Source organism: Tessaracoccus zhenghani (genome assembly GCF_054552775.1).
The window spans coordinates 1,920,228-1,944,945 of sequence record NZ_CM137275.1 but is presented as its reverse complement, the minus strand read 5'-3'; the positions used below and the strand labels follow the sequence as shown (position 1 = coordinate 1,944,945).

The 24,718-nt window shown below is 64.9% G+C and carries 12 protein-coding genes; 3 read left to right on the top strand and 9 right to left on the bottom strand.

The features are described 5' to 3' along the window. Positions 1-175: 175 nt before the first annotated feature. The 3 genes from ACX1DX_RS09260 to ACX1DX_RS09250 are packed head-to-tail and all read right to left on the bottom strand — an operon-like array spanning position 176 to position 4,532. Positions 176-2,209, bottom strand: coding sequence for an ABC transporter ATP-binding protein (locus ACX1DX_RS09260; RefSeq protein WP_459396368.1), 2,034 nt, complete (start codon positions 2,207-2,209; stop codon positions 176-178). Beyond that, entirely contained in the window at positions 2,209-3,951 is a 1,743-nt protein-coding gene (locus tag ACX1DX_RS09255) for an ABC transporter ATP-binding protein (RefSeq protein ID WP_459396367.1), read from the bottom strand. The genes ACX1DX_RS09260 and ACX1DX_RS09255 overlap by 1 nt, the downstream gene beginning before the upstream one ends. Beyond that, a complete protein-coding gene (locus ACX1DX_RS09250; protein ID WP_459396366.1) occupies positions 3,951-4,532 on the bottom strand; it encodes a TetR/AcrR family transcriptional regulator in 582 nt (193 codons plus the stop codon). The genes ACX1DX_RS09255 and ACX1DX_RS09250 overlap by 1 nt, the downstream gene beginning before the upstream one ends. 727 nt (positions 4,533-5,259) lie before the next feature. On the opposite strand from ACX1DX_RS09250, the gene ACX1DX_RS09245 reads away from it, so the two are divergent. Continuing rightward, positions 5,260-6,711 (top strand): ATP-binding protein, encoded by a 1,452-nt coding sequence (locus ACX1DX_RS09245; RefSeq protein WP_459396365.1) that lies wholly within the window; start codon positions 5,260-5,262, stop codon positions 6,709-6,711. Next, positions 6,708-8,651 carry a Druantia anti-phage system protein DruA gene (locus tag ACX1DX_RS09240; RefSeq protein ID WP_459396364.1) on the top strand — a complete coding sequence of 648 codons (1,944 nt, stop codon included), beginning with the start codon at positions 6,708-6,710 and terminating at the stop codon, positions 8,649-8,651. Before ACX1DX_RS09245 ends, ACX1DX_RS09240 begins: the two co-directional genes overlap by 4 nt. Positions 8,652-8,696: 45 nt before the next feature. Here ACX1DX_RS09240 and ACX1DX_RS09235 read toward each other — a convergent pair whose 3' ends face one another. The 6 genes from ACX1DX_RS09235 to ACX1DX_RS09210 form a co-directional block, all read right to left on the bottom strand. Beyond that, a complete protein-coding gene (locus ACX1DX_RS09235; RefSeq protein ID WP_459396363.1) occupies positions 8,697-9,842 on the bottom strand; it encodes a PD-(D/E)XK nuclease family protein in 1,146 nt (381 codons plus the stop codon). Positions 9,843-9,907: 65 nt separating this feature from the next. After that, positions 9,908-15,478: a DEAD/DEAH box helicase family protein gene (locus ACX1DX_RS09230; RefSeq protein WP_459396362.1), complete on the bottom strand. Its 5,571-nt coding sequence runs from the start codon at positions 15,476-15,478 to the stop codon at positions 9,908-9,910. Beyond that, on the bottom strand, positions 15,438-16,550 hold the full coding sequence (druD, locus tag ACX1DX_RS09225; protein ID WP_459396361.1) for a Druantia-type antiviral defence protein DruD: 1,113 nt from the start codon (positions 16,548-16,550) through the stop codon (positions 15,438-15,440). The genes ACX1DX_RS09230 and druD overlap by 41 nt, the downstream gene beginning before the upstream one ends. Then, entirely contained in the window at positions 16,550-19,390 is a 2,841-nt protein-coding gene (locus tag ACX1DX_RS09220; protein WP_459396360.1) for a hypothetical protein, read from the bottom strand. Before ACX1DX_RS09220 ends, druD begins: the two co-directional genes overlap by 1 nt. A 284-nt stretch (positions 19,391-19,674) precedes the next feature. Further along, complete coding sequence (locus ACX1DX_RS09215) at positions 19,675-19,953, bottom strand: hypothetical protein (RefSeq protein WP_459396359.1); 279 nt, start codon at positions 19,951-19,953, stop codon at positions 19,675-19,677. A gap of 27 nt (positions 19,954-19,980) precedes the next feature. After that, complete coding sequence (locus ACX1DX_RS09210) at positions 19,981-21,273, bottom strand: exonuclease domain-containing protein (protein ID WP_459396358.1); 1,293 nt, start codon at positions 21,271-21,273, stop codon at positions 19,981-19,983. A 397-nt stretch (positions 21,274-21,670) separates the two neighbouring features. Between ACX1DX_RS09210 and ACX1DX_RS09205 the strand changes: the two genes are divergently transcribed. Further along, positions 21,671-24,658 (top strand): family 20 glycosylhydrolase, encoded by a 2,988-nt coding sequence (locus ACX1DX_RS09205; protein ID WP_459396357.1) that lies wholly within the window; start codon positions 21,671-21,673, stop codon positions 24,656-24,658. Positions 24,659-24,718: the final 60 nt, after the last annotated feature.

Sequence of the window (24,718 nt, the reverse complement as noted above, 5' to 3'; positions counted from 1 at the left end):
ACCATTAAATAAGAACGCACTGACAAAATCGCTCGAGCCAGCGTCCCGCCCCGAAAACCACCCCAAAGGGTGGGCGCAGTTTAGAACGAAGGAACCCCCGGACCCGTGGGGCCCTGGGTCAGGCCCCCCGTGCCCGGGGGTTCCGGCGCTCGCCGGCGCTGCGCGGATCTACCCGTCAGTCCTCGATCGCCGCCGCGAACTGCGACTGATACAGGTCGTAATACGCACCCTCGGCTGCCAGCAGTTCGTGGTGGTCGCCCTTCTCGACGATGGCCCCGTCCTCCATCACGAGGATGAGGTCTGCGTCGCGAATGGTGGACAACCGGTGGGCGATCACGAACGACGTGCGCCCGGTCCGCAGCGCGGCCATGGCGTGCTGCAGCAGCAGCTCGGTGCGCGTGTCCACGGAGCTGGTGGCCTCGTCGAGGATGAGCAGCGCAGGGTCGGCCAGGAACGCCCTGGCGATCGTGATGAGCTGCTTCTCGCCCGCCGAGACGTTCGAGCCCTCCTCGTCGATCACCGTGTCGTAACCGTCCGGCAGCGAGTGCACGAAGCGGTCGACGAACGTGGCCTTGGCGGCCTCGATGATCTCGTCCGGGGTGGCGTCCGGGCGGCCGTAGGCGATGTTGTCCCGGATCGTCCCGCCGAACAGCCAGGTGTCCTGCAGCACCATGCCGATGTTCCGGCGCACCTCGCCGCGCGGGAGCATGGCGATGTCCACGCCGTCGATGGTGATGCGGCCGCTGTCGAGGTCGTAGAACCGCATGATGAGGTTGACCAACGTGGTCTTGCCGGCTCCGGTGGGGCCGACGATGGCGACGGTTTGGCCGGGCTCGGCGGCCAGGTTGAGGTCGCGGATCAGCGGCTTGTCGGGGGAGTACGAGAAGTCGACGTGCTCGAACTCGATGCGGCCCGTCACGTTGCCGGGCGCTCCCGCCTGGCCTGCGCTCTGCGCCTGGCCGGACTCGGCGAACGTGTCGAGCCCGGTCATCTCTTCGGCGTCCAGCAGTTCGAAGACGCGCTCCGCGGAGGCGACGCCCGACTGCATGAGGTTGGCCATCGACGCCACCTGGGTCAGCGGCTGCGTGAACTGGCGGCTGTACTGGATGAACGCCTGCACGTCGCCGATGTTCATCTGGCCAGTCGCGACCCTCAGGCCACCGAGCACCGCGATCACCACGTAGTTGAGGTTCCCGACGAAGAACATCAGCGGCATGATGATGCCGGAGATGAACTGGGCACCGAAGCCGGCCTTGTACAGCTCATCGTTGCGTTCGGCGAAGACCGCCTCGACCTCCTTCTGGCGGCCGAACACCTTCACCAGCGCGTGGCCCGTGAACGCCTCTTCGATGTGGGCGTTGAGCTCACCCGTCGACTTCCAGTTCTGCGCGAACAGCTTCTGGGAGCGCTTGCCGATGATGGCGGTGATGAGCACGGCGACGGGGATGCTGACGAGGGCGACGAGCGCCAGCGTCGGCGAGATCCAGAACATCATGATCAGCACGCCGACGACCATCAGCAGCGAGTTGAGCAGCTGCGACAGCGTCTGCTGCAGCGTCTGCGACACGTTGTCGATGTCGTTGGTGACGCGGCTGAGCACCTCGCCGCGGGGCTGCTTGTCGAAGTAGCGCAGCGGCAGCCTGTCCAGCTTGGCGGAGACGCGCTGGCGCATGTCGTAGATGGTGCGCTGCACGGCGCCGTTGAGGATCCAGCCCTGGAGGTAGGAGAACGCGAACGAAGCAACGTACAACGCCAGCACCAGCATCAGGATGCTGCCGATGGCGCCGAAGTCGATGCCTTCTCCGGGGACGAAGTTGAGGTTGCGGAGTAGGTCGGCGAACTCGGTCTGCCCCTGTGCCTCGGCGCCCTGGATGATCTGTTCCTTGGTGGCGGTGGCCGGGAACTGCTTGCCGACGATGCCCTCGAGCATCTTGTCGGTGGCCAGGCCCAGGATCTTCGGGCCGACCACGCCGAGCGCGACGGAGAGGGTGCCCAGCGCGATGGCGGTGATGATCCAGGCGCGCTCGGGCCGGAGGTGGCGCAGCAGTCGCCGCGCGGACACGCCGAAGTTGGCGGCCTTCTCTCCGGTGCCCATGCCGTGGCCGCCAGGGCCCATCTGGCGGCCGGGGCCGTGCTTGGGGCGCTCGTTGGCCTTGACGGGCAGGGCCATGTCGTCGTCGGGGTTCTGGGTGGTGGTCGTGTCGGTCATCAGGCCGCCTCCTCCGCGCTGAACTGGGATTCGACGATCTCTTGATACGTCGGGTTGCTCTCGAGGAGCTCTTCGTGGGTGCCCCGGCCGACGATCTGCCCGTGGTCCATGACCAGGATCTCGTCGGCGGAGGTGATGGTGGAGATGCGCTGGGCGACCACGAGCACCGACGATTCGCGCGTCACCGGCGCCAGAGCGGCGCGGAGCCGGGCGTCGGTGGCGACGTCGAGGGCCGAGAACGAGTCGTCGAACACGTAGACGCCGGGCTTCTTCACCAACGCGCGGGCGATGGCCAGACGCTGGCGCTGGCCACCTGAGACGTTGGTGCCGCCCTGGACGATGTTCGACTCGAGCTGCCCGTCGCGTTCACGGACGAAATCCGCGGCCTGGGCGACGGTGAGCGCCTCCCACAGTTCGTCGTCGGTGGCGTCCGGCTTGCCATAGCGCAGGTTGCTGCCCACCGTGCCGGTGAACAGGTACGGCTTCTGGGGGATGAGGCCGATGCGGGCCCAGAGGTCGTCTGGGTCGTAGTCGCGCACGTCCACGCCGTCGACGAGGACGCGGCCTCCCGTCGCGTCGAACAGGCGGGGGATGAGGTTGATCAGAGTGGACTTGCCGGCGCCGGTGGAGCCGATGATGGCCGTGGTCTTGCCGGGGGTGAGCGTGAAGGAGACGTCCTTGAGGACGGGGGCCTCGGCGCCCGGGTAGGCGAAGCTCACGCCATCGAAGACGACGTTGCCGCGCACCATGGTCGCCTGCTGCGGTTCGGCGGGCGGGGCGACGGAGGACTCGGTGTCGAGGACCTCCATGATGCGGTCAGCGGAGACGGCGGCGCGGGGCGCCATCACCAGCAGCATGGTGGTCATCATCACGGAGATGAGGATCTGCATGAGGTAGGCGATGAAGGCGGTGAGCTGGCCGATCTGGATGTCGCCGGATTCGATGCGGTGCGCGCCGAACCACATCACGCCCACCGTCGAGATGTTCATGATGAAGCCGACGAAGGGGAAGAGGAAGGCCATGAGGCGACCCACCTTGGTGGTGACGTCCACCAGTTCGGCGTTGGTCTTCTCGAAGCGGACGGCCTCGTGGGGCTCGCGGACGAACGCGCGCACGACGCGGATGCCGGTGATCTGCTCGCGCAGCACGCGGTTCAGGGAGTCGATGCGCTTCTGCATCTTCTCGAACAGCGGCCCCATGTTGACGATGAGCACGACGATGCCGATGCCGAGGATGACGACGGCGGCCAGGATGATCCAGGACAGCCCGGCGTCTTCACGCAGCGCCATGAACACGCCGCCCACCATGGTGATGGGTGCCGAGACCAGCATGACCGCGGTCATGAGGACCAGCATCTGCACCTGCTGCACGTCGTTGGTGTTGCGCGTGATCAGCGACGGGGCGCCGAACTTGTTGAGCTCCTGCGTGGAGAAGCTCAGCGCGCGGTTGAAGATTGCGGTGCGGACGTCGCGGCCGAACTGCATGGCCGCGTTCGCGCCGGCCCAGACCGCGCCGATCTGCGCGGCGCCCTGAACGGCGGAGAGGAGCAGCATGATGCCGCCGGTGCCCCAGATGAAGCCGGGGTCGCCCTTCACGACGCCCTCATCGATGATGCGGGCGTTGAGGGTGGGGAGGTAGAGGCTCATGATGGTGGCGATGGTCTGCAGCACGATCACGATGGAGAGGAGGCCCCAGTAGGGGCGGATGTAGCGGTTGATGAGCCGCGCCAGGCGGGAGAGCATTAGTTGGCCTTTCGGGCGCCGGTGAGGGCGAGGGAGGCGAGGGTTTCGGGGGTGAGGGCTGCGGAGCCGTGCGTGTAGTTGAACACGTGGCCCAGTGCGATGGTGCGCAGGAACTCGACGTAGGCCTGCGGCTCGATCGAGAGTTCGTCGATGTGGGGTTCGAGCTGTTCCATCAGCCAGGCCTCGAGTTCGTCGCGGCGAGCCTCGAGTTCGTCGCGGAGGCAGGCCCCGCCGTCGGACTCCTGGCTGTGGTGGACGGTGTGGAGGAGGTTGCGGACGTCGGCCATGCGCCGGGTGAGGATGGCGATGGCTGCGTGCGACTTCGAGAGGAGGGTGTCGCCTGGTTCGACGGCGGCGATGTCCCGCTGCAGACGTGCAGCTGAGAGCGCCTCACGCGTGGTGGCGGCGATGAGGTCGGGGAGCGAGGTGAAGGCACGGAAGATGGTGCCCTCAGCCACGCCGGCGGCCTCGGCCACCTGCTTGGTGGTGAGGGAGGGGCCGTGTTGGAGGAGGAGGGGGAGGGTCGCCTCGACGAGGGAGGCGCGTCGCTCCTGTGGGGGCATGGGTGTCGCGCGGGTCACGGATCGAGTGTAGTGAGTGAGAGCTCACTCAGCAACATTCCCGGCAGGCGGAAATCGGTCCCTGCAGTGGTAAAACCGTGAGAGGACCGCCATCGCGTCTGCAGTGTCCGCAGGCTGTGGAAGGCCTGCCGTCGCGTTGCCGACGTGTGGCTCTATACCTCCGACACCGTTCTCGGCAGCGGAGACCCGGTTCCTCGAGTTCATCGAGGAATGGGGCACCTGATGCGTGGCGATCGTGAAGCTGTGGTGCGACGCTTGGGCGGAGTTCGTTCGGGTCCTGCAGTTCGACGGCGAGATCCACCCGGGTCGGGTGCACCATGAACGCGACCCGGGCGGTCAACGCAGATCCGTAGGCTGTGAAGGCCCGTTGACACTTCCCCCGACGAGCAGGCTGCGCTCAAGTGTGTGTACCTCGCTGTGTGGCGCACAACCCGCCGGCGCGACGAGCAGGATGGACACAGCGCTGGCAGGGCGCCCTCAACGCGTTCGAGATCAACTTCGACGGGCGGCTCTCCACCGGCCGTCGCTACTGAAGAAGGCAACCATGAGTTACACCGAAGACATGGCAAACCCTGACCAGATGAAGTGAGCAGCCACCGTGGAATCCTTGCAGTTCACCTCGCGCCGCTCTCTCGCTCTGAAGCGGCGAAACCTGGCGTGCCACAAGGATGACATCTGCCCTCCGCGGAGCTACTCTGAACCCAAGGAGTTTGCCCCAAGGAGGAACATGAGCCGATACGCGCCCCGAGGTGAGAACCTTCTGGTGTCCTCCAACTTCATCCGCGCGGTGCGGGAGTCTGGATACCTCAGCATCTCCACAAGCCTCGCTGAGTTGGTCGACAACTCTCTCCAAGCATCGGCCTCGGAAGTGGCAATTTCGATCACTCGTGAACACGCAGATGCGCTTCCCGAGATCGTGGTCGAAGACAACGGGGTTGGCATGTCCAAGACTACTTTGGAACTCTGCCTGCGCTTCGGCGGTTCGTCCCGCTTCGACGCACGCCAATCGTTCGGACGGTTTGGAATGGGTCTCCCTTCAGCGAGCCTCAGCCAAGCACGTCGCGTCGAAGTCACGGCTTGGCGCGATGGCGGATACGAACGCACAGTAGCTCTCGACGTGGATGCCATCGCCGGGGGAACCGATGCTACGCTCGTCGCGCAACGCGGTCCCCGTAGCACTGGCGCGTCGGGGTGCCGCGTCCACTGGATGCAGTGCGACCGGATAGAGTATCGGCGTCTGGTCTGGCTTGAGCGGTCACTGCACCGTGATCTAGGTCGGATGTACCGTCGCTTCATTGCCTCTGGTTTGCATTTGACGATCAACGGCACGCCGGTCGAAGCGGTCGACCCGACCATGCTGACCACCGAGGTCGAGGGAGCATCGGCGCGCCTCGCCTTCGAGGAACTCCACTACGAGTTGGAGATCGCCGGCGGCGGTACTGCCATGGTGTCTGTCCGATTCACCGTGCTCCCGGTCGAGCACTGGCACCACCTCGACAACGTCACCAAGCGTCGGCTCGGCATCGTGGGCAGTGGGGGCGTCTCGATCCTGCGCGCTGGACGAGAGATCGCCAGTGGCTGGTACCTGATGGGGGGGAAACGCAAGGAGAACTACGACGACTGGTGGAGGTGCGAAATCGAGTTCGACCCGCGCCTTGATGAGCAATTCGGCATCACGATCAACAAGCAAGGTATCCGGCCCTCGGCGACGCTCCGCGAGGCCATGGAACCAGAGTTGGAATCGATCGCCCGGATGCTCAACGCCCGCGTGCGTCAGGCCTTCGAGGAGGTGAAGTTCCAGACAGCCGCCGAGGCCTCCTGCCGAATCGCTGCAGCAGCCGACCCTGACCTGCCTGTGATTCCGTCCGGGGGATGCAGTGGCGCGATCCAGTATCGGCTGGCGTCGGAGGCACTACCCATGGAGGCGATGTTCCACTCGGCGCTCGCGGACCGGACGCTCGTCCTGACCATGAATGCCGACCACCCAGCGTTTGCAGCGCTCTACCAACCGTTGCTAGCTGGCGAGGGCGAGGCTGCAGCCGAACATCGCACCTCGCTGGAGTTGTTCTTGCTCTCTTTCGCTCGAAGTGCGGTGCAGTTGGAGCGTGCCGGACAGCCGCTGCACGATCTTGTCCAGGTCTGGAGCAATAACTACGGACGGATGCTGCAGAAGTCATGACCGACGGCGACGACAAGTCTGTCTCCCTCACGCTTCCGGTGGGTGCCACTGGCACCGAGCGACGCGGCTTCTCCAACCTGTGCACGCTGTTGTCACGGGCGCAGTCCGACGCCGAGAAGCCGCTGGACCACACCTTCTGGCTCACCGCTGCGGGGCTCACGGACCTGTACAGCAAGCCGACGCTGGCTGCTGCCGCGCACGCGGTCATCGACCTAGTTGACCAGGGATGGACGGTCCAGGTCGACAAGTACGTCCCACTGTTGAGCCCGCCCGATACCCACCCTGATCGGGACACCGAGAAGGCCCGCATCCGGCGGCAGGAGCACTTGCGTCGTGACGCGCAGCTCAGGCAGCCGAGCGTTCGCCGCTTCGTGCAAAGCATGGAACGCAGTCACCAGCATGGCGGCGAACTTGTGTCGGTCTTCAACCTGATGCGTGACGGCCGCGAACTCGCCGACGCGTTGGCCGCGAACCCCGCGGCCGACACCATCCAGCCATACGTGCAGATCGTCGACAGCGCCAGCACCTGTGAACTGACCGGCTTCAAGCTGCACGACATTTGGCGCTACTTCCGCCACACCTGGTCCAACGCCTACTCGACGGTGCCGGGACGGTCCATGCCCATCCTGATCCGGGATGCGGCGACCGAGTACCACGCCGTGATCGGGCTGGCGGCCATCTCCAGCCCCGTTGTCCAGATTGCCGAGCGCGACAACTGGATGGGCTGGGACACCAAGCAGTTCGTGGCTGCGATCGAGGCCGAGCCGACGGACGAGGTCGCTCAGTGGCTCGCGAGGCGGATCGCCACCCAGCGTGACGAGATCTATAAAGATGACCTGCTGCGCGATGGCGTGCTGCAGCCACGCGACCTGAAGCACCCCCACCCGGATGTCGTGGCTCGCCTCAAGGCGGATGCTGAACGGCACCGCGCCAAGCACCACCGCGCGGCTGTGATCCGCGAGGTCCGCAACATCAACACGGATGCCTGGGTGGAACGGGCCGAGACGCACCTGTTCCGGTCGAAGCGATCCGCATTGCTCGCTGAGACGCTGGAGATCCAGTCACTGATCGGCGGGTACCTCGGTCTGGCGCCCACCGCCGTGGAGCTTCGCAAGGCGCTGGCCGACTCAAAGGCGAAGACTCAGATCGGGCGACTGGCACGACGTGCTCGAGGGGAGCGGGTCGGCACGGTTGTCGCGGACCTAACGGTTTGCGGTGCCATCGCGCCGTACAACGTACTCGCGGCGGGCAAGTTGGTCGGCGCCCTCGCCGTGTCTCCGACGGTGCTCGCGGCCTACCGCGCCAAGTACGCGCGTCCCAGCGAGATCGCCTCGGCGATGGCGGGGCGGCCGATCACCAGGGAGGCGCGGTTGTCATTCGTCGGCACGACGTCGCTCTATGGCACAGGCTCCAGTCAGTACAACCGGCTGTTCTGGCCCGCCTCAGCGATGGGCGGTCCTGAGGATCAGCGCATGGGCTTCTACGAGTTGGGTCGTTCGCGGTCGTTCGGCACGTCGCAGTTTTCCGACCCTACCGTCGATGCGCTGGTGCGACTCTGCGAGCACAGCGGTGGACTGGTGCGTGTCAACAGCCTGTTCGGTGAAGGCGTAAGCCCGCGCCTGCGCAAGGTGCGGCTAGGCCTGGCGGCACTGGGTTGGCCAACAAACGAACTCCTGAAGCACGGCCGCGAGCGCATCCTCTACGGTGTCCCACTTGTCGAAAACGTTCGCGACTACTCGCTCGGCATCGTCAAGGAGCCGAACTATTTGCTGGACCCAGAGCCTGCCGACCGGGGTGAGAAAGTAGCTGCTTGGTGGTTTGAACGATGGGCCAAGCGGCGCGCGGCGCAGGAACACTTGCAGGAGTCTATGCGAACTAACCGCCTGGTGCGGCCCGTGCGTCATGGGGCGCGGGTGCCGCTGCCCGGCGATGACGAATAGCTGCCGGTCAACCCGCTTCGGAGCGCCATCCGCCAGTCGTAGCGGCTACTCGGTCATTTCGAGGACTTCGGAAACGCTAGCGACCGCGGCAATGAGCGCGTCCTCCTCATCCGCATCCACCACCCGCCGGGCGCCGATGATGCGGATCTCGCGGTCCATTGTGACGGCGTAGGACGGTGTTGGTGTCCGTACCAGTACCTCGCTGTTGGTACCGGCCTCTCTGAGAACGAAGCTCTTGACGCCGTGCTCCCGCACGACGGTGCCGGTCAGGTCGTACCAGGCTCCCTCCGCCACCTCGACCGTCGGCACAGTGCGGCTGGCCCAGTAGGTATCGCACAGCCCACGGACGCTGCACAAGCCACAGTGGTCGGCAACGATGGCAGCCGGAGGTTCTCCGATGGCGGCAGCATCAGCGGCGTCGATCCGGGCCGACACCTGACTACGAAGCTTGGTCAGGTCCTCAGCCGTCGGCACTGCTGCCGCGACGTCATGACTTGGATACGCCACGACCAGCCTCGTCACCGGGAGTCCGTCGGGGTTGACCATGTCGTCCTCACTCCAGAGCAACGCATAAAGCTGGAGTTGGTCGTGATGAACTGGGTCTACAACGCCTGTCTTGAAGTCGGTGATTTGGGCGCCATCGGCATCGACGCTGAGCAGATCGATTCGTCCCTGCAGACGAAGCGACCCCGCCACCAGTTCCTTCTCCAGGTGATCACCAGGCTGCGCTGGATATCGCACGGCCGGGTCGCTCTGAGGCGTGCCCGCCCGAGATGCAGCCGATGGTCGGAGTTCCATGCGGTTCAGGTATGTCTGGATCTGTTCACGCGCTTGGGGCATCCAATCCGTGAGTCCGCGAGTGAGTTTTTCGCGGCGGTCGCTGCTGAGGCGGGGATTTCCGTCAAACTGTGCGAGTTGATCGGCGAGCACCTCCTCCGCGACCTTCGTGTAGCCGCCGAGTTCACGCAGAACAGCCACGGCTTCAGCTGAGCGAGTTGACGTGTAGCCCGCCTTGACCAGCGCCTTGAGGATGATTTCCAGTGCCCCATGAACCACATTGCCGCGGATCGCTGGTGGAATGGGCATGCGTGGATACCCATTTTGCTCCCACAGATCCGGGTAGTTCGCCCGTGAGAGTGCGTAGCGACGAGGGCACCCCTCAACGTCCCTGAGCGAGGAATAGCTCCACATTGCGGGCGCCCCGGCAAGGAACGCTCGTCTCGAGGCGACCCCCGTCTCGTACACCCTCGGTTCAGTCAGCTCAGCCACTTGAGTACCTGCTGGCTCGCCACGGGCAGATTGCGCATCACGACCATGTCATCGATCGGGTACACGGGGACGCCGCCGAGTTCCTTGGCGTCCCAGAGTTCCTGAGTCGGCGGCAGGTCCCGGGTGAGCGGGCTCTGGATGTAGAAGATGCGATCCTTGCCCTTGCCGCGGGCCAACAGCGGTGCCGTGATCGTGCCCAGGCCATCGATATCAACCGGTTCGTTCTTCAGGAACTGGAGGCCGTTGATATCGCGGCTGTCGAGGTCCGCGAGCAGCTTGTCGATCGACTGACTCACCCGAACGTCGTCGAGGCTCGGCATCGTGCCGTCGAGCACGTACCGCAGGAGGGCCGCCCCGACCTTGCGGTCCAGCAGCCCGTGCTCGAAGCGGTTCCGGAAGCTTCGCAGGCACCGGTAGCAGGAGGCATCACAGTCCGCCGGGCAGGTCTCCAGTCGCTCCAGCGCCTCCTTGAAGATCGAGAGTCCATAGCCGTGCACACGACGCGTGAAGCCCGCGCCACCTGCCAGCGTGTCGTAGAGGTAGATCTCCGCCTCAAGTCCATGGTTACCGGCCGGCGTCAGCGCTGGCCGATACTCGGCCTGCAACTCGCTCGCGTCCACGTCGAGTTCGCCGGTCGCCGCGATCGTGAGGGCTTCCGCGATCGTCCGTAGCGCCACCTGAGTCGAGAGCAATTCCGGGCGCAGAGTGAGCGGCGCCTCGACTTTGAGGCGGACGAGAAGCACGTCCGAGATGAAGTCGGTGCCCAGCACCAGTCCGCGCGTCGAGGCCGAGCCCTGGCAGTCCGGCTCGCGCTCGTCCGGGTAGGGCTTGGGGTGGGTTCCAGACACGACACCGGTTGCGCCCTTGGTCGGCTCGATGAGACCGCACCGGGTGCAGTAGGTGTAGCCCTCCCCGCGAGGTCCTGTGTTGGTGACCAGAAGTGTGTCGCGGCGGTAGGTCTGCTCCAGACGGTCAGTGACGTGATCCCACGCCTCGGCATCCTCGGGACCTTCCGCTACCAACTTGGCGCGCGTCGCGTAGCTGTTTGCGGGGGCATCATCTGGGCTGGTGCCGGGCTCGTCGTTGGCACGGTGAGCGAAGCCAGGCGGGCGCATCCAGTTCATCGCCTTGCCGAACTTGTCGACCGTTCCGCACGCGGGACAGTCACGCTCCTCACCGCGCTCTGCCTGGTCATACGGGAAATGCTTGGCGTAGTGGCAGACCTGGCACTCGAAGTAGAGCCACTTGCCGCGCCATGCCTGGAATCGTTCCTTGTGCATCGGAGCGTAGATCGCCCCGCAGGTCCACTCCTTGTTGTCGATCCAGACGGCCTTGCCAGGCGCATATTGGCTGAGCGCGATGGAAAGCCCCTGGCTCGGGGCGTACCGGAACTCGGTGTGGAACGGCTCAGACTTGTCGCGATCGAAGACGTGGAAGGCGACGACATCCGTCGGGAAGGCGTATCGCGGCAGTACGCCCTTGTAGAGCAGGCGATCGAGAAGGTTTGTCTGACTGCGCGGCTCGCTAGGAAGCTCCGCGCCGTCCTCGCCTGAATCGCCCTCCTCCACTTGCTCGTCAGCAGGAGCGGCGTCGCCTTCCTCCGGTTCCGGGAGCTTGCCGTCAGGCTCTAGGTCCAGGGCCTTGTCGATCTCGCTGAGGGCCTTGCTGACCATCTCCTCGAGGGTCCTTTGGCGATCCTCCGGCTTGAGCTCCGAGGGCAGCCAAGAGTCCACATCCCGGGTGAGATCAGACTCATTCTGGGTCAGCCACTCCTCGAAGTCGGCGCGGTTGAGCGGCGAGGTCGTGCCGACGAAGCTCCGCACCGTGCCGAGCACCTCGAACAGCTGCGGCTGGTCTTCGGGGTCGATCTGCGGTAGCCGCGCCTGGTTGTAGCGCTGGAGCAGGTATGCGATGACATGACGACGGGCGATCTCGTTGTTGTCCAATGTCAGGATCGGGTCGTCCACCTCGCCGCGAATCATGAGATCTGGATTGCGGAAGTAGTGGTCATCGTGGGTATCGGCACTGCCGAACGCCACGACGGTAGCGACCGCGTTGCCACGACGTCCGGCCCGACCAGCTCGCTGCTGGTAGTTGGCTCGCGACGGCGGCATGTTGCGGAGCGCGACACCGGACAGGCTGCCGATGTCGATACCGACCTCCATTGTGGTCGTGCATGAGAGCACATCGATGGCCGCTCGCTCCTGTTCGCCCGGCCGAGGCAATTCGACGTTGACGTCCTGGAACAGAAGCTCGTACTCCTCCGCTCGGGAGAAGACCGCGTCGGACTGCGCCGCGTTGAGCTGTGCCGTGTGCTCGGCCGCGATGATGCTCATGACCGGCTTGTCGGGGGCCTTCAGGGCGCGCTCAGCGCTCTTCCGGTAGTAGCCCTTGCGCGCCTGGAAGACCTCGTCCGTCTCGGGATCGAGTGTGCGCACCTTATCGGCGCCACAGCTCAAGCACTTGGGGGATCCAGGGAACGGGCGCTGCGTGAATCTGCATCGCTCGCAGTAGCCCCACAGTCCTCCGATATCCAGCGAGACATTGCCCGCTAGCAACCGGTACTTGGTGCCCTGCATCGCGCAGAACTTCGGCAGGATCGTCGGCAGCCACGAGTCCTTGAAGACCTTCTTAGCAGCCGGGGTGCCCAGCCACCGCTCGACCGTCTGGAACTTGCCTGAGTGCGGCTTGACGCCGCCCTTCTGCCGCCACCATTCTTGGGTCATCCCCGTGAACCAGATGCCGCGTGCCGGGGTGGCCCACTGCGCCAGCCACAGACGAAGGAGCGCCAGCCGCTCATCGTGTGTGGAAGCCACGCCCGGAATGACCGGCAGATTGGCGAGAAGTTCGTCTGTCAGGCTTGCCTTCTCGCGCAGCGATGCCAGGCCGAGCGACGTCAGGCCGTAATACTTGTCCGTCAGCGTGGCGTACATGGCGCGCAGCAAGGCCTGAGGCGGCTGGGCAGTCAGGGTGAGCAGGTCGATCATGGCGTCGCCATCGCCCGTCAGAGCTCCCTTATCAACAGCCTCGCCTACGTCGCGCACGACGTGAAGGGACTCGGCCTGTCGCAGCTCAGGGCGCAGTCGCACCTTGAGTTGCTTGGCGCCAACCATGACCGCCAGGTAGAGGCGCTCCAGACTGAGCCGTGCGTCGATACCTGGCTGAGCGGCAAGGTCGGTCCAGCCCTTGAGGATGAGCGGGCGAATCACGTCGCGCATCGAATATGCCTGCAGGTTGGGCGCGAGACGAGCGGCGACCTGGCGCGAGTCGGAGAACGCCAGCACTTTGCGACCCCGAAGCGGGGCGAAATCCGAGTAGGGAGCGCTCGGCGGCTGGACCTCGATCTGCCGGCTCACCAGCGCCTGGAACGGTTGATCTCCCTTGGTTTGGTGGTCCTGAACGGAGGAACGTCCGAAGCCTGCCATCTGGCCGCAGACGCCGCACGGCTTGAATTCGCCGTTGGCCTCGGCCTGATCGTCGGTGTCGTCACCATCGTCGCTGGTAACGGTTTCGCCCGCCCGGAGCTTCGGGAGGAACACGACGCGGCTGCGCGTTGGCGGGTGGTCGGTCCGGAGCCGACCAGTGACGAGATCGATCTCGGCCACGTCCACCTGGCCCGCGGAGGGCTCCTCAAGGAGGAGGTCCAGCGGGAACAGTTCGGGGATCGAACCACTCGTGGTGTGGAACGCACCGCCTGGCTCATGCCACAAGAAGTCCGGGTCCTGCAGGTTGTCGGTGTACGCCCGCGCGTAGGCCGACCCGCAGTGACGGCACGTGTAGAATTCGAACACCCGAGCACCGCAGTCACAGGTTGCCTGGGGCTGGGCGTAGAGCTTGCCGATGGGGCCGAGGCCAGGTGGCAGCTCGCTGCGGTCGAACGCGTCGCACTCGGGATCGATACAGGCCCACAGCCCGGGAAGACCCCGGAAGAAGGCATGCACGCGGCACGGGAGCAGGCCAGCCTCATCGGGTGTCTTTCGGGCTGCGCTGCCGAGCGCAACCAGCGTGGTCACGGCCTTGTCCGCCTGCTCCGCATCGACACCCGGGAAGACTACCTGCCCCAACTCACTGACCGGTTGTGCCTTCTGCATCGTCTCGTTGACGAGCAGATTCATCGGGCCGTACGAGTTCAGCGCTTCGTCCAGCAGCACGCCGATCCCTCGGTCTTGGTCGGTGACACCGCGCTCATTGAGCAGACCAGTGACGGCAGCCGTGCGCTCCGCGTCAGAGTCGCCCGCGTAGAAGTCCTCCAGCGGGACTCCCGCGAGCAAGGAGGCATCGGATTGCGACCCCGCAGCAGCACCGCCGCGAAGGGCCCACTGGCTCGTTACGGTGCGGAAGTCGTCGGGGTCCTTCCCGGTCAGCTGGGCGGCAAAGCCGCGCGCGTACTCCGGGGTCGTGAAAGAGGCGCTGGTGGTGATGACCTGCAGACGGTCCGGTGTGATGCCGAGCCGCGAACGCAGCCGGCGCAGCAGGAGTGCCACCTCGGCACCAGCCGCCCCCCGATAGAGGTGCGCCTCGTCGACCACCAGGAGGAACTTCTCTTCGGGGTTGTCGGCCAGCCACTGACGGGTGTGGTCGAAGACCGGCCGCTCCAGCGGCCGCATAAGCATGTACTCCAGCATCGAGTAGTTGGTGATGAGCACGTCCGGTGGCGCTGCCAGCACCTCGTGCCTCGTCAGCAGTTCTGGGTCATTGGGCTGCATGACGGCGCGGATGAACTCATCGGTCTTGGGGTCCTTCCAGCGCGAACCCTTTGGCCCGAACCACTTCTTTAGATCGGGCTTGGCGGGCCACTTGCCGCGCTGCTCCAGCTTCGCCTTGAGGGCCTTCGCCTGCACGTGCCCCGGCGCGCTCGGGTCGGCAGCCTGGCCGATCAGGAGCAGGTAGAAATCCTCGATCGAGCCGAGCCGCTGCTGGTCCTTCTTGACGGTCCGGACGCCCGGGTAGAGCGTGCGGCTGGTGTAGCGAGCGAACCGCGCCGGACGTCCGGCCCATGCGTTGAATCGCGTCGTGACGCGTGGGTCACCAAGGAGCAGACGGAGGCGACCGAGTTGGTCGTTCACCAGTGCGTTCATCGGGTAGAGGATCAGGGTTCGGACGGCCGGAGCGGTGAACGACGTCGGTCGGTGTGCCGCCTCCGTCGCCAGCTTGGCGAGCATGGGGAGCAAGAACGACTCGGTTTTTCCGGAACCGGTACCTGTTGTGATGGCCAGGCTCTTGCCGTCCCGAGAGGTCCACTCCAGTGCCTCGGCCTGGTGGGTGTAAGGCGGGTCGTAAAGCAGTCGGTCGAGATCTCCCATCTTCTGGGTGAGCATCCCGAACAAGGCGTGGATCTGTGGGTCGACATCGAGTTCACCGAACCGTCGGTTCGTCTGGTAGCGCGGAGTGCTCTCGATGTACGGGGCCCTGAACAGCACGCCTTCCGAAGTCAGGAGTTGGCGGCGCTGCTCAATGACCATCGGGTGACCCACGTGGTAGGTCGCCTCGATGTAGTCGCGCAGGGCGGCCTGGATCTCATCGATCGTCTCCGCGATGGTTGGCGTTTGAGTCGTCACTGCTCTCCTCCTTATAGGTCATCCAAAGCATGTTATTCAGGAACTTCGTCACGTCGTCTCCTGCCCTAGGTAGCAGCCGGAACGAGAATAGGGCGCCTGGGGTCTTGCCGAGTGTGAGCCCGGCGAGTTGCACGTAGCGCTCAGCGAATCCAGGGAGCGGCGAAAAGAAGTCGAGGATGGCGTCTTCTCGGGCGCCCGGCCTGATGCGGAACTGTTGCGGTGTGCCCCTCATCGCGTCGACTGCCGCTTGGTAGCGCCACGCCTCATCGCGGCCGGGTAGCCACGGATCGGTCAAAGGGAACTCCATGAGGCGTATCGGCTGCCCAGCCTCGAATCGGACCAGACACCACAGATCAGCGCCGTAGGACTGCGGCCGACGCGCGACATAGTCACCCGTGTCGGTTGCGGCGGGACTACGCCAACGTCCTCGGTAGTAGCCAACCTTCGCGGCAGGGTCGAGCAGTTGGAGGCCGCTGAGCTCACCTGCTTCGGGAGCGAGGGTTAGGCGGGCTCGGTGCCGTTCGACCAGATCCGTGGGAGGCTCAGCGCTGGGGCTCGCCACCCATCGCTCTCTGGGCACCGGTTGCAGTCCATGTGAGCGCAGGTCGGTCTCGCAGTCGGCGGCGTCGAGCGTCAGCACGCGGGTGTGCCCCTCGTACTCGATGGCTGCCGCCAACTCGTCGCTGATAATGGGTGCGCCGAAGGGGCGCGCGCCCAAGAGAAGATAGGAGCCCGGCGCTCGCTCGATGAAGGACGGCGGCGCCAAGTACAACAACCGTGTCGATCGATCCCGCTCTAGGCGCAACTCCAGGAGGTCTCCCGATGCAATCAATTGATCGAGCACATCGACGACCTCGTCTCTCCGCAGGTCGTTCGGGTGGATGGGCCGCAGAGCACCTAGCACGGCGTCGACAAGCCTGCTAGGGCTGGTCGGGCACATAAACGACGCTGCCCGCCGCAGTGAAGCCGCGACACACTCAGCGGACGGCAGGCCAACGGCGTCCGGATCCAGCCCTAGCGTCTCGACTGCGAGGCGGGATGCTGAGTCTGCGGTCAAAGTGGTGACTTTCATCAGAAGCTCCACTCCGCGTCTTCGGCGTCGTTGAGTGCCCGCGTGCCGAGGACCGCGAACCTTGCTGCTCGGTACAGCACCGGCGCCTTGAACACTCGGTCGAGGATGAGGACTGCCTCGCTCGATTCCCACTCGGTGACGTAACCGGGGCGCCCAGCCAACGTCAAGAGAAAACGCGGCACCGATGGCCGCCCCTCGAACCCATATCCCGCGAGGTGTGGGCCGATGACGTCATGGAATCCGACAAGTAGTTGCTCGGGCTTCAGCCACTTGTAGAGGTTTCGAGCAACGGCCGAGGCAAACGACCTGTGCTCTCTTGAGGAGCCGACTGCGTCCACCATCCCCTCGAGGTGGTCACAATGGTCCCGGGCGCTAGTGAGCTTCCGCTCGATCGCCGCCCATTCATTCCCGCCAATGAGAGTCCCGATGGCTCGCGTGATGGCGTCGCTGACGGTCTGAATCTGGTAGGCAGCGAACGCGTCGGCTGGGAGTTCGGCACTGATCCAGCGCTGGTGACCTTCCACCAGCCGGAGAACTTCCCGGGATGTTCGCATTCTCGCCGTGACGATTGGTCGTGCCGGGGGCAAGCGAATCAGGGCGTTGGGGTCGGTCGGTAAGATGGCGGCAGCGACTTCGTCGCCAGTTGTAGCGATGCTCAGTCCGCCGCGCGGGGGCACGATCAACACCTCGGCCGGATCCTTACGGACAGCCGTCAGAGGCGCCTCAACGTCATAGAATTCAAGGCTGGTGGCTCCTCCGTCCGTTCGGTCCACAAGAGCGGCTAAAACCTGGCCGTCGTGATTCCGAGTGAAGCGCCACCTAAGCGGCTGGAATCCTCGTTCACAGGTCAGGGTGGCGAAGCCGATGCCGTCGCGAACCACAGTGACAACGCAGGATTCGGCACCGTCGTAGGCGCCAGTAAACCGCGCATCGGTGCGGATCGACTTGGCGGCCAAGCGCCAGTCGGCCTCTTCCACTGGCAGGCGAACGGTGCGGCGGAGTCCAGCGAGAGGTTCGTTATCGCCACTCAGCAGGTTCACGTTGAGTTCAACCTCAGCGCCAAGGGGCCCGTCGACCGTAACCACTGCCCGCTGGTCCCACAACTCTGCCATTGTCGGGCGGTTGGGGGTGGCGAGCAGACGTATGCCCTCACCTGCAGCGCCCCCTTCGGGTCGAACCCGAGGGTCGCGGATAGTGGCGACGAGGGTGCCAGAGGCCAGCGAGCGGTCAGCCTCGTCCAGGAGCGTCACATCTAGTTGGTGGCTCCCCACAGACAGGCCCTCAAGCGTGAATAGAAGTTCAGCCTCCCCTGGAGCCCAGTCGAAGACGTACGGCGACCCGCCGACAACAACTCGAGCACGGTTCGGAACAAGGTCGGAACGGACTCCTAGCATTGCGGGCTCTCCCGCCAGCCACTCGACCTCGCCCTCACCGTCCCATGAACTGGCGACCAGGCCCACTGGCCGAATCCCCACATGCGAGACAACCGAGATTCCAGCAGCAAGGAGGGCAGCCTCCTCGTCGTCGCAGAGTTGCGGCGGGACGAGGAATTCGTACGCCTTGACACCGGAAACCTCGAGGTGAGCTTCCTCGCACCAAGGCACTCTCGGGGCGACCGCACTTTCTGAGCCGATCAGAACGTAGTGGTGTCCCGGTCGGACGAACTTGCCCCTGACCTCGACCGCGAGACCTGGGGTGTGACATCGAAACAGCCACCACGGTCCCTTCGTGATGGCGCACAGGGCCGCCAAGAAGGCGTTAGTTCCAGCGTCGCCGCGCTCTAGCTGGAGGAATGGCTCATCGGGGCGGGGCCAGCGGGCGAGGCGCACCTCTTGTCCCGGGTAGAGCAATCCACTCGGCGGGATCGGTCGTCCCCCTCCGTCCACAGTGGCTCGAGACATCCGAAGCTGGGTGTGGATTTCATCTCCGGAGGGCACGAGCGCAGAAAGGTCAGGTAGTTCTGCGAAGGCAGCCCAGCCGTTCACGTACCTCAAGAAGAGCCGGGGGTCGGTCGCGCGGGGCAGGCCCTTTGAAGGCTCTCCAGCAGCCGGTGATCGATCTCCTGATCGGAATCCACGCACCAGACGCGCTGAGCCTCGGGCGGACTTGAGCCAGTGGCGAGTCCGTGACTCCTGGGAAAGGCTCTCCACGATGCGCGCAAGCGTAGAGGGAGACAGGTACGGGGTCGGTTCGCGATCACCGGAGAGGAGTGCGACGGCAACCTGGCCGACCAACGCCGTGTTCTGGCAAAAGACTCGGAAGCGCTCGGGGTAACCCGACGCGCGACGAGCCAACCGCGTGCCGAGACCCTCCGGATCGTCGAGCAGGTCGGAGGTGAGTGCGCCACGGAACTCAAACAGCAGGTGCGCTAGGTGCCGCTGAAGATAGGTAGGCAGAACGGCATGGGTTATGGGCCAGGCGATGATCGTGAATTGGTTCGCCCATGCTCCAGCCGGACGGGCGCCACGGAACTGCTGATGAAACCGCATGAACCAATCTCGTATTGTTGAACGCTCGTTGCTCGTCCAACGAGGCGTCAGCGACGAAAACGTGGTCCAGTACTCCTCGCCCGCATATCCATAGCCCATCTCAGCGGCGTATACAACGAACGGCAACCAGGAAGCCTGGTAGTGGGCGAGGTGGCAACGCCGAATTGCCTCACGTACCGCCTCCTTGAGAAGCGCAAGGTCGTCGTGAGACAAATCGTGCTCAAGTGCGAAGACTGGCGCGCTGATGCCGAGTTGATAACGGGAGTCGCGAAGATTGCCAAAGTGGACGGCGAGCGTCTCGTGTAAGTGCTGCAGCAACTCCACGGTGTCGCTGGCCGCGATATCTCGCATCGCGCATCCCCCTACTGCTCTCGTGCTGCTCTCGCGCTAGCTACGCGCACCAGTGTGATGGATAGACCCGACAGTTTCAGGCGATCCAGTAATTCATGCAGATTCAGATAGATCCCTCCGGCGCCGAGCGCCTCCGTTGTCATCGGTGTGACTCACTTTCCAGACCGATCACGACGTCAGGCCCCGGGGGAGTCTGCGTCTTTTCCCGCAGGCGTGTCATCGAGGAAGTTGAACGTTGTGTCGATCAGCACGCCTTGGATCCTTCGCTAGCACGATCGTTGCGCTTACCAGTCTTGTAGACGGACGCGGGCGTCCATGAGGATCGCCCACGTGTAAGCCGAGCCTTGGCGATCCTTGATGTCGCTCGGGCGCGGCGTCGGCATCCTCTCCAGCGCCTTGGCGAAGTTGGTGCGTGACAGACCACGGTTGATCTCTTTCCCGTCACGCGTAACGCGGAGATACTGGCCCGGAACGCGGTAGGTGAATTCCAGGCCCGTGATCGTCATGAAGACCTCGCCCGCATGCGCTTCAATGCGACGCCAGACCCGTGTGATGTCGGTCATCTCTCCATCATCGCGGCTGGTTGACCGTCAGGCGCCGATTGGCTGGATATGCCGCAGGAGCGTGCGGAAGTCCGACGGCGAGACGATCCTCATGCCTAGCTCCTGAGCTGATGCCAACTTCTGGCCGAGCATGGAGCCGTCGGTCACCAACATCGCCGTCTTCTTGTTCACCCCGCTCATCACCAGCACCCCGGCCTTTTCGCAGAGTTCCTCGAGGATCGTGCGCTCCTCATCGTCGCAGCCCGTGAAGACCACCCGGTCACCCACGCATAGCGGTGCCCCCAGCGACCACCAATCGGGGAGGGGCGCCAGACCTTCGCTGAGCAGCTCGATCCGGCTCTGCTCGGCCTTCTTGAGGAGACCAGGGATCAGCTTCTCTCCAACGTCGAGGATGGAAGCGAGCTTCTTCAACTCGGCTCGCTCGGCCTGGGACACCCTGCCGTCGTGCAGCGCCTCGTGCGCCAAGGCCAGCATGAAGGCCCGGTTGGCTGCGGCGATGGTGTCGTCGTCGAAGCCGAACGCCTCGGCGAGGTCGGCGAGATCCGACTCCTCCTCCGCCGTCAGCACACCGTCGTCCAACACTTCAGCAAGCTTCTCGAGGTACGCGATGGTCGACGGCTGGGCGCCCTGCTCCAGTGCTCGCTCCAACGAGAACGTCGAGACCAACTGGGCCAACGCTGCGGACTTCGGCTTGGGTGGGAGCTTCATCCAGCGCGGCGCGTCATCGGTAGGCGCAACGTAGGGAATGGGCGGTTGCGTGGGGCCAGCCGGCCAGCGCACCTGGTAGGCGCGGCGGATGATGGCCAGATCTTCGGGGCGCGGCGAGGGCGCCAGTTGTGGGTTGAGGTAGCAGCGGAGCAGACCGGCCGCAGCGCGGGCGTCGCCCAACGCCGAGTGTGCGTTGGCCAGCTGCACCCCCGTGTGCTGGCAGCAATCGGAGAGAGTCCGTCGGTGCAGATGCGGAAGGTAATAGTGCGACGCCTCCAGGGTGCAGAAGGCTTCGACGGCGGGCATGGACCAGCCGGCCCTGTGGTACTCCTCGCGGAGGAAGGCCAGATCGAATGACGCGTTGTGCGCGACCACTGCGGCGCCAGCCAGGCGCTGGGCAACGGTGGGCGCCACATCACGGAAGAACGGAGCGGAGGCCACTTCATGCTGACGGATGCCATGAATGTGTGTTGGGCCCACTGGCCCCTCCGGGTTGAAGCGGGTGACAAACTCGTCGACCACGGCCCCGTTCGGAGCCACCGTCACCATGGCCAACTCGACGACGCGGTGCCTCTGCGGCGACAGGCCGGATGTCTCCACATCCACCACCACAAAGCGCTCCGCCGGCGGAGGGCCGAAGAGCCGGGCGGAAGCAAAAGGTGGCCTCGTCTCGCATGCCATCTCCTTCGACGATCCCGATACCAGCCCAAGAATGTTGCGAAGCAGCCCCATGATTCCCCTTTTCGAAGTCTGCGATCGAAGTGACTCTAAGGGGCGTCGCTGACAAGACGACGAGGGGGTCCGAGTAGGACGGGGGAGGCGCTTGCAGTTCTGCGACGTGCAGGTCATCGAGGACGCCCAACTCAAAGCGATCAATAAGAGTGAGCGATTGGAGGAGCGTCGGAGTAGTGCCCATTCCCAGAGTTACTGTCCGGGGACACACCGTCCGGTTCCTATGACAGGAGAAACCGTGAAATCGCGAAACTTCAGGCGCGGATGGCGAGGCATCGTGGCCTCTACCGCAGCCCTCCTCCTTCTGATCCCGCAGTCCGGCGGAGCCTCGGCCGCCGAGCCCGTCGACGTGGCCCGCACAGGCACCCCGACGGCTGCCTCCGAGTTCCCTGACCCGCGCTTCGTCGTCGAGCACGTCAACGACGGCGACCTGGCCACGCGATGGGGCTCCAACTACGCCCACGGCCTTCCCGAGTACCCGGACATCGGCTACGACCCGTCGAACGACTGGGTCCAGATTGAGCTCGCCTCGCCGTCGCCCGTGGGCAGGGTCGTCCTCGACTGGGAAACAGCACGTCCAGACCGCTATGTGATCCAGACGTCGAGCGATGGCCAATCCTGGACGAATGTCCAAGAAGTCAGCAACCCCGCTGTTGGCGTGAACGTGCATGAGATGACCATCACGGACCCGGTCTTGTTCGTCCGTGTCCAGACCCTCGTGCTGAGCAGTCCCTGGGGGCTCTCCCTGTGGTCGTTCGAGATCTGGGACTCGCCCGGGTCAGTCATCCCTGAACCTGATCCCGATGACTGGGAGTACGGCGTCGACGTGGCCCGCACCGGAATTGCGGAGGCAGCCTCCGTCTACACGGGGCTTCCGGAACAGCGCGCCGCCCGGCTGGCCATCGATGGCAACTCGTCCTCCCGCTGGGGCTCCGACTACCCGCGCGACGGCATCATCGAACCCCCGGCCAGCGATCACGATCCCAGCAGCGACTGGATCCAGGTCCAACTGGCCGAACCGTCACCTGTCTGGAGCGTTGTCCTGAACTGGGAGTTCGCCCGCCCCAGCCAGTTCGCCCTGCAGGTGTCGAACGACGGCGAAAACTGGACGACCGTGCGTGAGGTCAAGAGCACCCCGATCATCGGCGTGACGGAGTACGTCCTCGGTGTGGTCGAGCCCGTGTCGTTCGTCCGCATGCAAGGCGTCGCAACGGCGACTCAGTACGGGTACTCCCTGTGGGACTTCGAGATCTGGTCCGGTCCTGAGGCGCCGCTGCCGCCTCCTGCGCCGGGCGGCGTCGTCGTGCCTGCGCCGGTGTCACTGACAGAAGGCGAGGGTGCTCCCTTTGAGCTGGCGCAGGAATCGCGCATCGTCGCCAGTGGGAACGCTGCGGTTGAGGCGGAGCTGTTGGCTCAAGCACTCCGGCCCGCAACAGGCTTCCCCCTGCCCGTCGTGGCAGCAGAAACGGGTCGCCACGACATCACGCTGGTCTTGGGAGATGAGGAGGCCCCGACAGGATCCGATCTCGCCGCCCAGGAGGGCTACACCATGTCCGCCTCGGCCGCCGGAGTGCGGATTGGAGCCGCGACCGGTCATGGCCTCTTCAATGCTGGGCGGACGCTGCTGCAGCTACTGCCGGCAGAGATCGTCGGAGCCACCGTGCGCCCTGGGCCATGGCTCATCGACGCGGTGGAGATCGTCGACTACCCCCGCTTCGGTCACCGCGGTGTGATGCTCGACCCGGCTCGCAACTTCATCGAAGTGCAGGGAGTCCTTGATGTGATCGATGAACTTGCCGCGATGAAGGGCAACCGTCTCCACATGCACCTCAGCGATGACCAAGGCTGGCGCATCGAAATCGATTCGTGGCCGCGACTGACCGAGGTCGGCGGACCGATGTCGATGCCGGGTGGGCGCTCCGGCTTCTACACGAAGGAGCAGTTCCAGCAGATCGTGGAGTACGCCGATCAGCGGCATATCGTCGTGACACCAGAGATCGACGTACCGGGCCACTCGTCAGCCGCCATTGCGGCCTACCCGGAACTGGCCTGCGGCTCCTCGGGCACCCTGTGCCCCACGGCGCCGATCGTCGCCGAGTTCATCGACGACGTGATCGGCGAGATCGCACCGCTCACCAACAGCGACATGTTCCACATCGGTGGCGACGAGTCCATCTCGGGCGAGCCCTACATCCAGTTCATCAAGCTGGTCGAGGGAATCGTCAGATCCCACGATCTGCGGATGGTCGGTTGGACACCGGTGCCGATGGCGGGGCTGGAGCCGGATTCGATCCACCAGTACTGGCGCGACCAGAGCTTCGAGATGGAGCCGGAGTGGTTCGACAACGCCAACGACGTCATCCTTTCGCCCACCGCGGAGGTCTACCTCGATTACCCGTACCCCCAGTTCGACTCCTTGAGCACGCACGATTGGGACCCGTACACGGTGGTGGACGACTATCGCCTCGCGCCCTTGTCTGACTGGGGCCTCAAGGAGGAGAACATCATCGGCATTGAGGGCCCGGCGTGGGGTGAGAACAACAGCGGCGGGATCGTCGATGTCCAGCACAAGGTGTTCCCCAGGCTGGCGGCGGTGCTTGACCTCGCGTGGTCGCCGAGGGAACTGACGACGGATTCGCGTTCCTTCCTCGAACGACTCGCCGTGCAAGGGGCTCGGTGGCAGTTCGCGGGCACCAACTTCTGGCCTGATCCCGATGTCGCGTGGCAGCACCGGCTTGCGGGCACTGTCCATCCACTGGGTGCCGACGGCGTGGTGAGTGGGGCGATGGCGACCTTCGCCACACCCACCATCCCCATTGGGCAACTCAGCGCGTCGATCGACTGGGGCGACGGCACGTCGTCGGCGGGTGAGCTTGCTGGAAGTGTGGCTGCGGGAAAGCTGGGGAACTCGCTCTACGAGGTCCTCGGCAGTCACACGTACATGGGGGCCGGTCCTTGGCAGGGTGAGGTCCAGCTCGATGGTCCTGATGGCCAGGCCTGGACCGCGACGTTCACCGTGGGTGCAGAGGTCAGCTGCTCGGTCCTGCGGCCAACCGTGATCATCGGGGGCGTCGACACGGGAGTGGTGAACACCGAGACCCCCGACGGATGTCTGGATGAGCTCATCGACGAGCACGGCGAGTACCCCACTCACGGGCACTTCGTCATGCACGTGAATCAGGTGCTCGATAGCCTCGGCGGACTGAGCGGCTCCGACCGGGGCAAGCTGGTGCGAGTGGCTGCTGCTTCCGGAGTGGGGAAGTAGGTATTGTCCCACTTTCCCGACGGGCCCTGAACACGCATCAGCTGGATCAGGGCCCGTCGG

Excerpts from the sequence above, each read along its gene's own strand:
- ACX1DX_RS09240 (WP_459396364.1), top strand. The coding sequence starts at position 6,708 with ATGACCGACGGCGACGACAAGTCTGTCTCCCTCACGCTTCCGGTGGGT.
- ACX1DX_RS09245 (WP_459396365.1), top strand. The coding sequence starts at position 5,260 with ATGAGCCGATACGCGCCCCGAGGTGAGAACCTTCTGGTGTCCTCCAAC.
- ACX1DX_RS09215 (WP_459396359.1), bottom strand. The coding sequence starts at position 19,953 with ATGACCGACATCACACGGGTCTGGCGTCGCATTGAAGCGCATGCGGGC.
- ACX1DX_RS09220 (WP_459396360.1), bottom strand. The coding sequence starts at position 19,390 with ATGCGAGATATCGCGGCCAGCGACACCGTGGAGTTGCTGCAGCACTTA.
- ACX1DX_RS09260 (WP_459396368.1), bottom strand. The coding sequence starts at position 2,209 with ATGACCGACACGACCACCACCCAGAACCCCGACGACGACATGGCCCTG.
- ACX1DX_RS09235 (WP_459396363.1), bottom strand. The coding sequence starts at position 9,842 with ATGTGGAGCTATTCCTCGCTCAGGGACGTTGAGGGGTGCCCTCGTCGC.
- ACX1DX_RS09255 (WP_459396367.1), bottom strand. The coding sequence starts at position 3,951 with ATGCTCTCCCGCCTGGCGCGGCTCATCAACCGCTACATCCGCCCCTAC.
- druD (WP_459396361.1), bottom strand. The coding sequence starts at position 16,550 with ATGAAAGTCACCACTTTGACCGCAGACTCAGCATCCCGCCTCGCAGTC.